Annotated in this window: 13 protein-coding genes; 8 read left to right on the top strand and 5 right to left on the bottom strand. The window is 58.5% G+C overall.

Annotated elements, in window-relative coordinates; translation table 11 throughout:
* Positions 1 to 90: 90 nt before the first annotated feature.
* The 3 genes from fdhD to AC3IUE_RS01315 all read left to right on the top strand — a co-directional run bounded on the left by fdhD (position 91) and on the right by AC3IUE_RS01315 (position 4,118).
* The gene (gene fdhD / locus AC3IUE_RS01325; RefSeq protein ID WP_415758348.1) at positions 91 to 930 is read left to right on the top strand and encodes a formate dehydrogenase accessory sulfurtransferase FdhD; all 840 of its coding nucleotides are present in this window, start codon (positions 91 to 93) and stop codon (positions 928 to 930) included.
* Positions 927 to 3,275, top strand: a complete 2,349-nt coding sequence (locus AC3IUE_RS01320) for an FdhF/YdeP family oxidoreductase (protein WP_489265125.1) — start codon at positions 927 to 929, stop codon at positions 3,273 to 3,275. Before fdhD ends, AC3IUE_RS01320 begins: the two co-directional genes overlap by 4 nt.
* Before the next feature lie 354 nt (positions 3,276 to 3,629).
* Positions 3,630 to 4,118: a glycine zipper domain-containing protein gene (locus AC3IUE_RS01315; RefSeq protein WP_489265123.1), complete on the top strand. Its 489-nt coding sequence runs from the start codon at positions 3,630 to 3,632 to the stop codon at positions 4,116 to 4,118.
* A 69-nt stretch (positions 4,119 to 4,187) separates the two neighbouring features.
* Here the strand turns inward: AC3IUE_RS01315 and AC3IUE_RS01310 are convergent, their stop codons facing one another.
* The 4 genes from AC3IUE_RS01310 to AC3IUE_RS01295 all read right to left on the bottom strand — a co-directional run bounded on the left by AC3IUE_RS01310 (position 4,188) and on the right by AC3IUE_RS01295 (position 8,548).
* Positions 4,188 to 4,607, bottom strand: a complete 420-nt coding sequence (locus tag AC3IUE_RS01310) for an acyl-CoA thioesterase (RefSeq protein ID WP_489265121.1) — start codon at positions 4,605 to 4,607, stop codon at positions 4,188 to 4,190.
* A gap of 44 nt (positions 4,608 to 4,651) precedes the next feature.
* Positions 4,652 to 5,878: a 3-hydroxyacyl-CoA dehydrogenase gene (locus tag AC3IUE_RS01305; protein ID WP_489265119.1), complete on the bottom strand. Its 1,227-nt coding sequence runs from the start codon at positions 5,876 to 5,878 to the stop codon at positions 4,652 to 4,654.
* Between the two features lie 102 nt (positions 5,879 to 5,980).
* A complete protein-coding gene (locus tag AC3IUE_RS01300) occupies positions 5,981 to 7,915 on the bottom strand; it encodes a RecQ family ATP-dependent DNA helicase (RefSeq protein WP_489265117.1) in 1,935 nt (644 codons plus the stop codon).
* Between the two features lie 129 nt (positions 7,916 to 8,044).
* Positions 8,045 to 8,548, bottom strand: coding sequence for a polysaccharide deacetylase (locus tag AC3IUE_RS01295; RefSeq protein WP_489265115.1), 504 nt, complete (start codon positions 8,546 to 8,548; stop codon positions 8,045 to 8,047).
* Positions 8,549 to 8,856: 308 nt separating this feature from the next.
* On the opposite strand from AC3IUE_RS01295, the gene AC3IUE_RS01290 reads away from it, so the two are divergent.
* The 5 genes from AC3IUE_RS01290 to AC3IUE_RS01270 all read left to right on the top strand — a co-directional run bounded on the left by AC3IUE_RS01290 (position 8,857) and on the right by AC3IUE_RS01270 (position 11,732).
* A complete protein-coding gene (locus tag AC3IUE_RS01290; protein ID WP_462000450.1) occupies positions 8,857 to 9,120 on the top strand; it encodes a hypothetical protein in 264 nt (87 codons plus the stop codon).
* A 101-nt stretch (positions 9,121 to 9,221) separates the two neighbouring features.
* Positions 9,222 to 10,349 (top strand): hypothetical protein, encoded by a 1,128-nt coding sequence (locus AC3IUE_RS01285; protein WP_489265113.1) that lies wholly within the window; start codon positions 9,222 to 9,224, stop codon positions 10,347 to 10,349.
* A gap of 229 nt (positions 10,350 to 10,578) precedes the next feature.
* The gene (locus tag AC3IUE_RS01280) at positions 10,579 to 10,875 is read left to right on the top strand and encodes a hypothetical protein (protein ID WP_462000448.1); all 297 of its coding nucleotides are present in this window, start codon (positions 10,579 to 10,581) and stop codon (positions 10,873 to 10,875) included.
* Between the two features lie 141 nt (positions 10,876 to 11,016).
* Positions 11,017 to 11,346 carry a YhfG family protein gene (locus tag AC3IUE_RS01275; protein WP_489265111.1) on the top strand — a complete coding sequence of 110 codons (330 nt, stop codon included), beginning with the start codon at positions 11,017 to 11,019 and terminating at the stop codon, positions 11,344 to 11,346.
* Between the two features lie 32 nt (positions 11,347 to 11,378).
* On the top strand, positions 11,379 to 11,732 hold the full coding sequence (locus tag AC3IUE_RS01270; RefSeq protein ID WP_489265109.1) for a DUF1493 family protein: 354 nt from the start codon (positions 11,379 to 11,381) through the stop codon (positions 11,730 to 11,732).
* 143 nt (positions 11,733 to 11,875) lie between these two features.
* Here the strand turns inward: AC3IUE_RS01270 and AC3IUE_RS01265 are convergent, their stop codons facing one another.
* Entirely contained in the window at positions 11,876 to 13,417 is a 1,542-nt protein-coding gene (locus AC3IUE_RS01265) for a phosphoenolpyruvate carboxykinase (RefSeq protein ID WP_489265107.1), read from the bottom strand.
* Positions 13,418 to 13,579 lie beyond the last annotated feature (162 nt).

Raw genomic sequence — 13,579 nt, 5'->3', positions numbered from 1 at the left:
CGCCATCTATCGGTAGATCAGTATTAGCGATTAGACGCGACAAGTTGACACGCCTAGGCTTAAAGCAGCCTAAACCGTCGGTGATACCTCATGAACGCCAAGCGCCCTGCCTGCGCGGCGCCAGCCCTCGAAACGCCAGCGCCCGCCGCAAGCCAGACGTACAGTTACTGCGACCTTCAAGACACTGAATCAGCCAGCACCGCGCTAGCCGAAGAAGTCGCGTTGGCGATCGCTTATAACGGCATCAGTCAGGCGGTCATGTTGGTGACGCCAACGGACCTCGAAGACTTTATCGTCGGCTTCAGCCTCGGCAGCGGCATCATCGAAGACGCCTGCGATATCTACGACCTGCAACTCAGCGGCTCGGGTTCAGCGCAATACGCGCAAGTGACCATCGCCAACCGCGCCTTCTGGAACCTCAAGCAACAGCGTCGGCAAATGGCTGGCACCAGCGGTTGCGGACTGTGCGGTGTGGAAGCGGTGGAGCAGGCATTGCCAGACCTCAAGGTGTTGCCCGGCGCACCCTTGCCACCCGCCGAATGGCTCGATGGTTTGCGTCAGCGCATTGGTGCGTTCCAGCCTCTTGGCCAGTACTCCGGCGCAGTGCACGCCGCCGTGTTTATGAACAGTCAGGGACAATTGCTGCTGGGCCGTGAAGACATCGGCCGACACAACGCCCTTGATAAGCTGATTGGCGGACTGATCCGTCAGAAGATCCCGACCACCGGCGGGCTGGTGATTGTCACCAGCCGTTGCAGTCTCGAATTGATCCAGAAAGTGTTGCGCGCAGGTATCCAGACCCTGGTCAGCCTGTCGTCGCCCACGGGCCTTGCCGTGCAATGGGCCCGTCGCCACAACCTCAATCTCATCCACCTGCCGCAGAAAAATGCGCCGCGGGTCTACAGCCCTGCGACGGAGAACCAAGCGTGAGTCAACATCGTCAAGCCGATCAGAAACCCGTCCCCCGCTACAAGCCCTACAAAGGCCCGGCCGGTGGCTGGGGCGCGCTGGCCAGCGTTGCCCGGGCCTGGCTGACCAGCGACAACGCGCTGAAAAACTTGCGCATGATGCTCAAGACCAACAAGAACGGCGGGTTTGACTGCCCCGGCTGCGCCTGGGGCGATTCCAATGAGGCCGGCATGGTGGCGTTCTGCGAGAACGGCGCCAAAGCAGTGAACTGGGAAGCGACCAAACGCCGTGTCGATGGTGCGTTTTTCGCCAAGCACAGCGTCAGTTCATTGCTGGAACAAAGTGACTATTGGCTGGAATATCAGGGTCGCCTGACCGAGCCATTAAGCTATGACGCCGAAACCGATCGCTACAAGCCGATCAGTTGGGAAGCTGCGTTCTCCTTGATCGCTAAACATTTGCAGGGTCTGTCGAGCCCGGATCAGGCCGAGTTCTACACCTCGGGCCGTGCCAGCAACGAAGCGGCGTACCTGTATCAATTGTTCGTGCGTGCCTACGGCACCAATAACTTCCCCGATTGCTCGAACATGTGCCACGAGGCCAGCGGTGTGGCCATGGCGCAAAGTGTCGGCGTTGGCAAAGGCACCGTCACCTTCGACGACTTCGAACACGCCGACGCGATTTTTGTCTGGGGACAGAACCCTGGCACCAACCACCCACGGATGCTCGAACCGCTGCGCGAAGCGGTGAAACGCGGCGCTCAGGTGGTGTGCATCAACCCTTTGAAGGAGCGCGGCCTGGAACGCTTCCAGCACCCGCAACACGCGATCGAAATGCTCACCAACGGCGACAAGCCGACCAACACCGCGTATTTCCGTCCGGCATTGGGCGGCGACATGGCGATCATGCGCGGCATGGCCAAGTTCCTGCTGCAGTGGGAGCGTGACGCACAGAAGGCGGGTGAGCCTGCCGTATTCGACCACGACTTCCTCAATGAACACAGTGTCAACGTGCTGGAATACCTGGGCATCGTCGACGACACCTCGTGGGAGCAGATCGTCGAACAATCCGGGCTGACGCTGGTTGAAATCGAGCAAGCGGCGCGGATGTACGCCAAAGGCAAGAACGTGATCATGTGCTGGGCGATGGGCATCACCCAGCATCGCCATTCGGTGGCGACCATCCAGGAAATCGCCAACCTGATGTTGCTGCGCGGCAACATCGGCCGGCCCGGCGCCGGTCTGTGCCCGGTGCGCGGCCACAGTAACGTGCAGGGCGACCGGACCATGGGCATCAACGAGCGTCCGCCGGTGGCGTTCCTCGATTCCCTGGAGCGTCGCTTCAAGTTCAAGGTGCCGCGTGAAAACGGTCACAACGTGGTCGAGGCGATCCATGCCATGGCCGACGGCCGGGCGAAAGTCTTTATCGGTCTGGGCGGCAACTTCGCCCAAGCCACCCCGGACAGCTCACGGACCTTCCAGGCCCTGAGCAACTGCGACCTGACCGTGCAAATCAGCACCAAGCTCAACCGCAGCCATTTGGCGCACGGTAAAGACGCGTTGATCCTGCCGTGCCTGGGTCGCACCGACATCGACATCCAGACCGAAGGCCCGCAAGCGGTGACCGTCGAAGACTCGTTCAGCATGGTTCACGCCTCCAACGGCCAGTTGCAGCCGCTGTCGAACCAGATGCGCTCGGAGCCGTCGATCATTGCCGGCATCGCCGCCGCGACCCTGGGCAGCAAACCGGTGGACTGGAACTGGCTGGTGGCCGATTACCGGCGCATCCGCGACCTGATCGCCGACACCATTGCGGGTTTCAAGGATTTCAACGAGAAGATCCAGAACCCGGGCGGGTTCTACCTCGGCAACAGCGCCGGTGCGCGCCGCTGGAATACCGCGTCGGGTCGCGCCAATTTCCGTGCGAACATCCTGCCTAAAGACCTGGTGCACGAACGCACTCGCGCCACTGGCGTGTTGCCGGACCTGATCATGCAGTCGATGCGCTCTCACGATCAGTACAACACCACGATTTATGGGCTTGATGACCGCTATCGCGGCGTGAAAGGTCAGCGTGATGTGTTGTTCGTCAACGAAGCCGACATCATTCGCCTGGGGTTCAAGCCGGGGCAGAAGGCTGACATCGTTTCGATCTGGGATGATGGCCGTGAGCGTCGGGTGAAGGGCTTTACGCTGCTGGCGTTTGATATCCCTGCCGGGCAAGCGGCGGCTTACTACCCGGAAGTGAACCCGCTGGTGCCGCTGGAGAGCATCGGGGATGGCAGCCATACGCCGACGTCGAAGTTTGTGGCGATCCGGTTGGAAGCGGCGAGTGAGACTGGATTGATTATGGCGAAGTCGGCTTAACGCGTCGTCTGAGCTGACGCCATCGCGAGCAGGCTCGCTCCCACAGTGGATCTCGGTCGAACACAAATGCTGTGTCCACTGAAGATCTAATGTGGGAGCGAGCCTGCTCGCGATGGCGATAGAACATTCAACAGATTCTTCCGAACCGCACTTTCCAAACGCCCACAAAAAAGGCCGTTTTGCATGAAAACGGCCTATCCGAAGTAGCTAAAGACCGGCGAAAAACACTTAAGTTCCAGCTAAAAAACAGTAACTTATAGAAATGTGCTCAAGTCGTGTTACTCGTCGGATTTCGATTGTCACGACCATGACACAGCCTCAGGATCGCGCCGTCATCCCCTTGAGGTTCCTCTAATGAAGTTCTCCTCGATTCTCTTGTTGTCCCTTGGCCTGGTCAGTGGCTTCGCTTCTGCTGGCGGCACCACCGAAGCTGGTGTGGGCGGCGCATTGGGCGGGGTTCTGGGCTCAGTCGTCGGTCAGTCACTAGGCGGCAGTACAGGTTCCACCATCGGCGCAGCCCTGGGCGGCGCGGGTGGTAGCGCAGTCGGCGCAGACAAACGCAGCCGTGGCGAAGCCGCCATTGGTGGTGCGTTGGGCGCAGCAGGCGGTAACGTGGTCGGCCGCAGCATGGGCGGCACCACCGGCAGCCTGATCGGCTCCGCAGCAGGCGGCGGCGTCGGTGGCGCGCTGGGTAATCACATGGGCAACAGTAGCAATGACGATGATGATGATCGTCGTTCCTATCGTGGCGGCCATGATGATCGTCGTTACTACCGTGACGACCATCCGGGGCGCGGTCATGCCTACGGCCACCGCAAGCATCACCATCGCTATCGCGACTGAGGCTTGAATCGCCTCGCTTGCCGATGCATCAAAAAATCGCAGCCCAAGGGCTGCGATTTTTTTTGCCCGTCACACCTCCAACCGCTCCAGCGCTGCGCGCATCCCGGCAGGAATCGTCACCGGCTGATTCGACGCACGATCCACAAACACATGCACGAAGCGCCCCGCCGCGCAGGCTTCGTCTTCCCCGGCCTTGAACACTGCCAGCTCGTATTGCACCGAACTGTTACCCAACTTGCCCACCCGCAAACCGATTTCTATCCGGTCAGGGAAGGCAATGGAAGCAAAGTAATCACAGGCCGAACTCACCACAAAGCCCACCACTTCGCCGTCATGGATATCCAGGCCGCCGACTTCAATCAGGTAGGTGTTCACTGCCGTGTCGAAGAAGCTGTAGTAGGTGACGTTATTGACGTGACCGTAGGCGTCGTTGTCGTGCCAGCGAGTGGTGATGGGTTGGAAGTGGGGGTAGTCGGTGCGTTGATTCATGGGTTCTCGCCTTGAGGATCGTTCTTACGCTCTGCGTGAGGAGTCTACCGATCCGCAAATCCTTTACCCACCGCCGCCAGCTCCCCGATCAATCGAGTCGGTGTCCACTGATCACCCTGCTTGGTTTCCAGCTGCAACAATCGCTGATGAATATCCACCAATCCCTGTTGGTCCGCCCAAGCCATCGGCCCGCCCTTGTCCGCCGGGAAGCCGTAGCCATTGAGGTACACCAAATCGATGTCGTGCGCCGATTCGGCAATCCCTTCCTGAAGGATCTTCGCACCCTCGTTGACCAGTGCCAGCAAACAGCGCTCCAGAATCTCCTCAGGACCGATCTCGCGACGCTGGAAGCCCAACCCTTCGCTGACCTTCAGCACCAGCGCATCGACTTCAACATCGTGCTCAGCCTGGCGACTGCCCGGCTCATAGTGGTAATAGCCATTGCCACTCTTCTGGCCGAAACGACCCAATTCGCACAGACGATTGTCCACCTGAACCTCAGGCGCATCCTGCCCTATGCCGGCCAACTGCCGAGCGCGCCACTCCAGATCGATGCCGACCACGTCGTACATGCGGAACGGCCCCATGGCGAAGCCAAAACCTTGCAGCGCCGCATCGACCTGATAGGGATAAGCGCCTTCGAGCAGCATCTTGCGCGCTTCGAGCACATACGGATGCAGCATGCGGTTGCCGATGAACCCATGGCAGTTGCCCGACACCACACTGACCTTGCCCATGCGCTTGCCCAGTGCCAGGGCTGCCTCAAGCACCGCCGGTGAAGTCTGCGCACCGCGAACGATTTCCAGCAGTTTCATAATGTGCGCCGGGCTGAAGAAGTGCAGGCCCAGGACCTGTTGCGGACGGCAAGTGGCCGTGGCGATGGCATCGATATCCAGCGCGGAGGTATTGCTGGCCAAGATGGCTTCAGGTTTGAGCAGACCGTCCAGTTCACCGAAAATTTTCTGCTTGAGTTCGAGGTTTTCGTACACGGCTTCGATGACCAGATCGACATCGCAGATCGCCGCGTAGTCAGCAGCCGCCGTTACCTGTGCTATGCGAGCGTCCGCTTCGGCCTGATCGATCCGTCCCTGACGCACGTTGTGGGCGTAGGTGTCCGCCACGGTAGCCAGCGCCTGCTCAAGCATCTGTGGATTGTTATCGACCCACTGCACCGGGACGCCGGCGTTGGCCAGACACATGACAATGCCACGGCCCATGGTGCCGGCGCCAATGACGGCGGCGCGCTGAATATTGAACGGTGTCTGGCTCATAGTTGTTCTCTTGTTGGCGATCCAAAGACAGCCTTCACCATAGTCAGCCACCGCGCTTTTTTGAAATTTATTCCTGTGATGAGCAACATTCAGCGGATGGATCTACGCCGGCAAATGCGCCTCGGCCCACGTCCGGACTTCGGCATACGGATAATCCTCCAGCGCCGCAAACCCGGGAATAGACCGTGCCTTGAGCTTGGTGAACAGCGGCACGCCGATGCCGCACAAAAACCGCGTCACGCGTTCCGCCGACGGAACGTTGCCGGTGTGCTGCTCATGTCTGTGGATAAAATCACCGCACAACGCGTCGAAGTTTTTATCCACAAGCGCCGGTAATTCCGGTGGCGTCGGCAACCGCGCCACATCCCCGTGACACACCGAACAATGCCCGCACTGCTGCGGCGCGTTTTCATCGCCGAAGTACTCGGCCAGGCGATAACCCAGGCAATGGTCCGTGGCGAACAGGTCCAGCATGGCGTGAATCCGCGCGATCTCGGTGCGCTCGTGCCGGGTGAAATAGGCGTGTAGCTCGGCGCTCAGGGCCTGGCTGTTGAAGTCCGTTTGCAGCAGGCTGTAGACCTCGGTCATCTGCTTGCTTTCGAGTTCGACCCAGCCCTTTTCCTGAAAATAATCCAGCGCCTTCACCACGCGATTACGCTCGGCCTGATGCTGTTCATACAACGCGTCGAAATTCACCGTGGCCCAGGTCCGTGCGCGACTGGAGGTCTGGATGATCGCCGCGACGAAGTCCTTGCGCTCACCCTCGAAGCGGGCCAGCAAAGCCTCGGGTTCCTGCAAATATTTGAAGCGGTACTCGGCGTAATAGGCGTAACGCGGCGCAATGATTCCGCGCAGTTCCAACTGCACCAGCAAGGTCTTGAGTGGCAATTGGCGGATGTTGCTTTGGTCCGCCAACGGCCCCAACAGAAATTCCCACTGCCCCTCGGGCGCGGCGGCTTGCAACTCGTCGAGTACATAGCGGATGCCATCCAGCTCAGGCGTATCGCCGTAGACGAAGTTTTCCAGCACGTTGAGGCTGTCGCGGTTGGCCAATACCAGGCAGTCGGATGGCTGCCCGTCACGCCCGGCGCGGCCGATTTCCTGGCTGTAGTTTTCGATGGATTTGGGCAGATCGAAATGCACCACGTTGCGGATGTCGCTCTTGTCGATGCCCATGCCGAACGCGATGGTGGCGACGATGCAATTGGACTGCCCGCCCATGAATCGGCGCTGGATGGCTTCGCGTTGTTCGTGGGGCAAACCAGCGTGATACGCCTCGGCCTGAATGCCGTTGCGGTTCAGGTGTTCAGCGATATGCTCGGCGGTTTTCTGCAGGGTGACGTAGACGATGCTCGGCTGGTCGGGACGCTGGCTCATCCATTCGACAAGGCGTCGGCGCTTGTCCTGGCCACGCACCGGTTCCACTAGCAGATTGAGGTTCGGCCGATAGAAACCGGTGGTTACTACGTCTTCGGGGGCAATGGCGAACTTGGCCTCCATGTCAGCGATCACCTTGGGGGTCGCGGTGGCGGTCAGCAGCAGCGCCTGAGGGATGTTGAACTGGCGCTGATAGTCGGGGAGCTTGAGGTAGTCGGGGCGGAAGTTGTGGCCCCACTCCGAGATGCAGTGCGCCTCGTCCACCACCAGCAACGAGATCGGCACCTGCTGCAAGAAATTGCGGAAACGCTCGTTCTTCAGGCGCTCCACGGAGATCATCAAAATCTTCAGCTCGCCAGACTTGGCCCGGGCCATTACGTCGCTGGCGTCATCGCGGCTCTGGGCCGAATCGATACTGCCCGCCGCAATGCCGTGGCGCTGCAGGAATGCCAGTTGGTCTTGCATCAATGCCAGCAGCGGCGAGACCACCAGCGTCAGGTGCGGCAGCAGCAAGGCTGGCAATTGATAACAAAGGGACTTGCCCGAGCCGGTGGGGAAAATCGCCGCTGCCGAACGCCCGGCCAACACCGCGCTGACCGCCGCTTCCTGGCCGGGCCGAAACTGTGGATAACCGAAAACCTGTTCCAGGGTGTTGTGCATAAGCTGTCACTCCGTTGACCGCTGCGAAGCCCAAAGCCTAGCCGGCAAACGCAGCGAGTCGAGAAAAGGTCGGGGACCAAAACGATACGGGATGATACAGCTTCGAACGATCGTCAGCAGACGATGAGGCTACGGCACCAACACCGCCACCCGCAGTTGCTCATTAAGCGCCTGCTCGTGAAACACCTGGCTCTTGCTCGCCCAAATGGCATGGGCCGGACTGATTTCGCCGGTGAACGCCGCCGCCAACTGACGCAAATCAGCGACACTTCGCACGCGGGGGCAGAAGGGTTCACCGTCGCAGTTCTGGCTGGCGCTGCGGTAGGTGGTCAGCAGCCGGTCCCACAGCCCGTCACGCACCTGCCTGACCGACTTGAGCTTCACATCCTGCACGCCCAGTCGTTGTTTCAGGCTCTGTTCGTCCAGCGCTTCGCTGGCCAGCAATGCCTTACCGAACATCAGCACTTCAGCACGGAAAGCGGTGTCCATGCTCGCCTGACTGGTCAGCGCATCCGGCCAACCGGTGCGGTCCATATTGGCCAGGACCATCGAGTTTCCTGCATCAGCAGCATCTGTTGCGCGACAAACCCCGGCCCACAGCAACAAAATCGAGGCCATACGTAGCCATTGCATACTTAATTCCCTTTAAGCGTTGGACGGACATTTAGAAACGTCCTACTGATTCTGGCGCGCACCATACAGAGGTTTGCTGCGTTGCGCCTGACAAACCCGTAGGAAATTTGCCGTCTAAGGGTTTAGGCGTAAAAACCCTCGGGAAACGCGTAGGTTCGGTCCGAAAAGGCAGGTAAAACCCCTACAAAACCTGTCCATCGCGGCCATTTTGCCGCACTGCGTCGCCACCTTCATAGTTTGCGGCGCGGCTGAAAACAGGGTGTCGACCTGCCGGCGAGACTGCCCGACTTCCTACAGGAATGACCTAAATGCAAGACCGCTACCGTCCACTCAAAACCAGCTACAGCGAAACACCCGTTCTGGTCATCGACACCGCCGCCAGCACGGGTGCCGTCCTCGACGCAGCGCACCAACGCCTGCGCGCAGCCAGCGATTTGCTCGAAACACTTTATTGTCTGTGCTTCAAACAGGCCGATGTTAAAGACATCCCTCATATAGTGAATGCTCTTTATTTACTAACGCAGGAGGGTTGCGAACTCCTGGAAGTTGCCAAACAAAAAATAGAATACTAGAACTTTAAACACACACTACAAACCCGGCAACAACTAACAACTTCACTATTTAAATAACCAACCCTAGTCTGCAAGCTCTTAAATCAAACAAGAGCACTACAATGACTACATTAACTATTTTCTTTTGCGGCACCGGCTCGACCAAATTCGACAGCCTGAACCCAACTTACTGGAATGGCGAACTGGTTTCGACACTGGCCTCCCATCATGCCGGCCGGGAGTTCGCCGAATGGATCGTGATCGACGGTCCGGGCACCAGCAACCTGCAAGCTGATGAGCTGTTTACCCAATCCAAAGGCTACGGCCTCAGCGGAACGTTGTTCGGCAACGGCTGGGAGGAGAACGTCAAGCACGCCATCAACATCATCAAAGGTCAGTGTGACTGGCAGCGTGAAAAGCTGACCGAGACCGAATACAACCGCCTCAAGGCTGCAGGCATTCCCATCGAAGACGTGATTGTCGAAGGCTCCTGGCTGTGGCGTAAATATAACTACGGCGACCGCAGCGTGACCCAGCAGAAGTTACAAGAACAAATCATTAAAACATTTCGCAAGGACGGCGTTATTCCAACCAAGGTCAACTTGGTAGGCTGGAGCCGCGGCGGTATCAGTTGCCACATGCTGGCCAATGCCATGTTCAAGGACAGCGCACTGAAGAACATCCCGGTCAACATCTTTGCGATTGATCCGGTACCGGGCATCGGTAACTTTCAGGAAGAAAAAGTAAAACTGAATGCCAACGTAAAAGAATATGTCGGCTTCTACGCCCGGGACGAGCGCTCCAAAGGATTCAGCTGTGTCATCCCGCAAACCGCCACCGGCACCCGAACCCACATTTATCCCATGCCCGGCCGCCATGGCACGCTGGTTGGCAACGCCGCAGCAGACGGTGTCGGCGGCCCTAAAGTGCTGGCCGAACCCGGCCTGATCGTCCGCCACTTTGCCGAAGTGTGCCTGAAGCGCTGGGGCGTGCCGCTGAACAAAACCCTCAACCTGACCCCGACTGACCTGCAGAACCACCACAACACCATCGTCAGCACCGCCGCGAAATACAAGGCGATGGAAAAGTGCTCATACACCTACTTCACCGAACTGGACCAGGGCGAACGCTACGTTTCGCTGGGCAGCAACGGGGTCAAGTTCTCGGCAGTGAAAGGCACGATCTATGCGCCGGCGACCGGGCTGACTACTGGCCTGCTGGATGTTGCTTCGTATCAGCATATTCGTTGAGGTGATGGGGCGCAGGATGATGGAAAGCGCGAGAAAATTCGTCGCGAAAAGTCCTATAGAAAGGGCCTAGCCGAGGTTCGGCCCGATCCTACAAGCGGGGACTCTTTGTCGTCTATCGCTGCCCGGCTGCTCACACCTATAGTCGGGCTGTCGCTGCTAATTTAGCGACTCGGGCTTGGTCACTCGACAAAGAGAATGCTCATTCCCAATTAAGTAGAGGTGTTCTTCAGTGACCACATTAAATCCGTTTCCAAACCGCTACCGCCCCCTCCAAACAAACCTCACCGATTCCCCGCCCCTGATCATCGACACAGAGGCCAATCCGCAAGACATCCTCGAAGCCGCCCTCCAGCGCATCCGAGCCTCCAGCGACCTACTCAAAACCCTACATTGCCAATGCTTCAAAAACGGTGACGTGGAAGACATCCCGCATATCACCCACGCCCTCTACCTGTTGACTCAGGACGGTTGCGACCTACTGAAAGTCGCCCAGCAACGCATGATGGGCTGGAAAGCACCAACCTGACGCCGAGCGAAGATCGTTCCCACGCTCTGCGTGGGAATGCCTCAAGGGACGCTCCGCGTTCCAGCTCTCGAAAGGGACGCAGAGCGTCCCGGACTGCATTCCCACGCAGAGCGTGGGAACGATCAAAACCCGGAGATAACCTTGAGCAAATTTTTTGATGAGCTAATGGAAAGCGTGCGACAAATGAACGAGATCGTACGGGGTGAGCGCCAGCCTTCCCGGCAATCCCACGTTGATACGCTGACGATCAATATCGTGGTGAGTGAATTGCTCTTCAAACAAAAACAAGCGCACTACGAAAAAGTCCGCCGTTCAAACTACCTGGCGAGTTTGCGCCTCGCGGGATTCGACACATCACCAGCAGACCTCTACAAACCACTTCCTTCGCGAGAAGAAGCGCTCGCCAAATATCGACGAGACAAGCCGTCACAATTTGATCCTGCCCTTCCTCCCAAACCTAACGACCAATAAGATCCGTCCAAGCCCAACCGGACACCCCCACAATGAACCTCGCCCCCAACTTCCCCGACGACCACGCCATGCACCTGCTCATGCAGCTGCTGCACGAAGAGCTCGGTTTGCCAGAACGCAAAACCATCAGCCTCACCACCTCGATCAACTTCGACCTGGGGTGCGACGGTGCCGATGCGCGTCACCTGATGGAAGCACTGGAAGAACAATTCGGCATCGACTTCATCGACTACGACGCTTATCGCTACTTCCAACCGGAAGGGTTTGATGTGTTTCTCAAGCGCAGAGCCAAGGGGCGTGGTGACAAGGTCCCGCTGACTATCGGAATGATTTACCAAGCGATCAAGTTGCAACGGTGGGATACACAAGAATTGGAAGGAATCTAGCCGAATGCGTAAGTGCCATTATTCTGGTCGTTTAACGCCTTTTCAGCTGGAATAATGGCAGTTACGGTTTCCCAGGCAGCCTGAATAGCGCCCACAAAAAAGCCGCCCCTAGAGGCGGCTTTCTCATTCCATCAAACCAAATCTTACAACTTCGGCCCAGCAGCCTTGATCGCGTCGCTCACTTCAAACTTCTTGAAGTTCTCAACAAACAACCCAGCCAACGCCTTGGCAGACTGATCGTAAGCAGCCTTGTCAGCCCAGGTGTTACGTGGGTTCAACAGGCCAGTTTCAACGCCCGGCACAGCCAGTGGCACGTCGAGGTTGATGGTGTCGAGGTGTTCGGTTTCAGCACCGATCAACGCGCCGCTCTGGATCGCGGCGATCACGCCGCGAGTGGTCGGGATGTTGAAGCGTTTGCCGACGCCGTAGCCGCCGCCGGTCCAGCCGGTGTTGACCAGGTAGACCTTGGAGCCGAAGCCGCGGATGCGTTTGATCAGCAGTTCTGCGTATTCGCCAGCCGGACGCGGGAAGAACGGTGCGCCGAAGCAGGTGGAGAAGGTCGACTTGATGCCGCTGCCGGAACCCATTTCGGTCGAGCCCACCAGTGCGGTGTAGCCGGACAGGAAGTGGTAGGCCGCTTGTTCTTCGCTGAGGATCGACACTGGCGGCAGGACGCCGGTCAGGTCGCAGGTCAGGAAGATCACAGCGTTTGGCTCGCCACCGAGGTTTTTCTCGGAACGCTTGGCGACGTGCTCCAGCGGGTAGGCGGCGCGGCTGTTCTGGGTCAGGCTGACATCGGCGTAATCGGCGTGCTTGGCGTCATCGATAACGACGTTTTCCAGGACTGCGCCGTGCTTGATGGCTTTCCAGATGACCGGCTCGTTCTTCTCGGACAGGTCGATGCACTTGGCGTAGCAGCCGCCTTCGATGTTGAAGACAACGCCTTCGCCCCAGCCGTGTTCGTCGTCACCGATCAGGTAACGGCTTTCATCGGCGGACAGGGTGGTCTTGCCGGTGCCGGACAGACCGAAGAACAGGGTCACGTCGCCCGCTTCACCGATGTTGGCGGCGCAGTGCATTGGCAGCACGTCGGCAGCCGGCAGCAGGAAGTTCTGCACCGAGAACATGGCTTTCTTCATTTCACCGGCGTAACGCATGCCGGCGATCAGCACTTTCTTCTGAGCGAAGTTGAGGATCACGCAACCGTCGGAGTTGGTGCCGTCACGCTCTGGCACGCACTCGAAGTTGGCAACGTTGAGCACTTGCCACTCATCACGGCCAGCCGGGTTGTACTTTTCCGGGTTGATGAACAGGCAACGGCCAAACAGATTCTGCCAAGCAGTCTGGGTGGTCATCTTCACGGCCAGGTAGTGGTCTTCAGACGCACCTACATGCACGTGGGAAACGAAATGCTCTTGCGCGTTGTTGAACGCTTCAACGCGGTCCCACAGGGCATCGAACTTGTCGGCCGGGAACTTGCGGTTGATCGGGCCCCAGGCGATGGAAGCCGAAGTGGACGGCTCTTCAACGATGAAACGATCGACTGGCGAGCGGCCGGTACGGTGACCGGTGCGAACAACCAGCGCGCCGGTATCGGCAAGCTCGCCCTCACCGCGACTCAGAGCTTCTTTTACCAGATCATCAACACTCAGATCGGTGTACACGGCGTTATTGGCTTGCGTCATGAGATTCCCCGTCGGCCAGTGGCCGAGTGTGCTCCAAACGTTTTGTAGTAGAAAGTCGTGCACTACTACCGCGACAAAAAGTGGGCCGGATTATGCCAGAAAAGCCCAAAAATAGTAGGGCCCTCCCGTCGTAACGGCGTTATTCCGGCACAAACCAGTGAA

It is taken from the genome of Pseudomonas sp. GL_093 (assembly GCF_057837605.1).
This window is presented reverse-complemented; position numbering and strand designations above follow the sequence as displayed.

Coding starts and splice junctions, on each gene's coding strand:
- AC3IUE_RS01300 (WP_489265117.1), bottom strand. CDS start 7,915: ATGCACAACACCCTGGAACAGGTTTTCGGTTATCCACAGTTTCGGCCC.
- AC3IUE_RS01265 (WP_489265107.1), bottom strand. CDS start 13,417: ATGACGCAAGCCAATAACGCCGTGTACACCGATCTGAGTGTTGATGAT.
- AC3IUE_RS01285 (WP_489265113.1), top strand. CDS start 9,222: ATGACTACATTAACTATTTTCTTTTGCGGCACCGGCTCGACCAAATTC.
- fdhD (WP_415758348.1), top strand. CDS start 91: ATGAACGCCAAGCGCCCTGCCTGCGCGGCGCCAGCCCTCGAAACGCCA.
- AC3IUE_RS01295 (WP_489265115.1), bottom strand. CDS start 8,548: ATGCAATGGCTACGTATGGCCTCGATTTTGTTGCTGTGGGCCGGGGTT.
- AC3IUE_RS01315 (WP_489265123.1), top strand. CDS start 3,630: ATGAAGTTCTCCTCGATTCTCTTGTTGTCCCTTGGCCTGGTCAGTGGC.
- AC3IUE_RS01270 (WP_489265109.1), top strand. CDS start 11,379: ATGAACCTCGCCCCCAACTTCCCCGACGACCACGCCATGCACCTGCTC.
- AC3IUE_RS01305 (WP_489265119.1), bottom strand. CDS start 5,878: ATGAGCCAGACACCGTTCAATATTCAGCGCGCCGCCGTCATTGGCGCC.
- AC3IUE_RS01290 (WP_462000450.1), top strand. CDS start 8,857: ATGCAAGACCGCTACCGTCCACTCAAAACCAGCTACAGCGAAACACCC.
- AC3IUE_RS01310 (WP_489265121.1), bottom strand. CDS start 4,607: ATGAATCAACGCACCGACTACCCCCACTTCCAACCCATCACCACTCGC.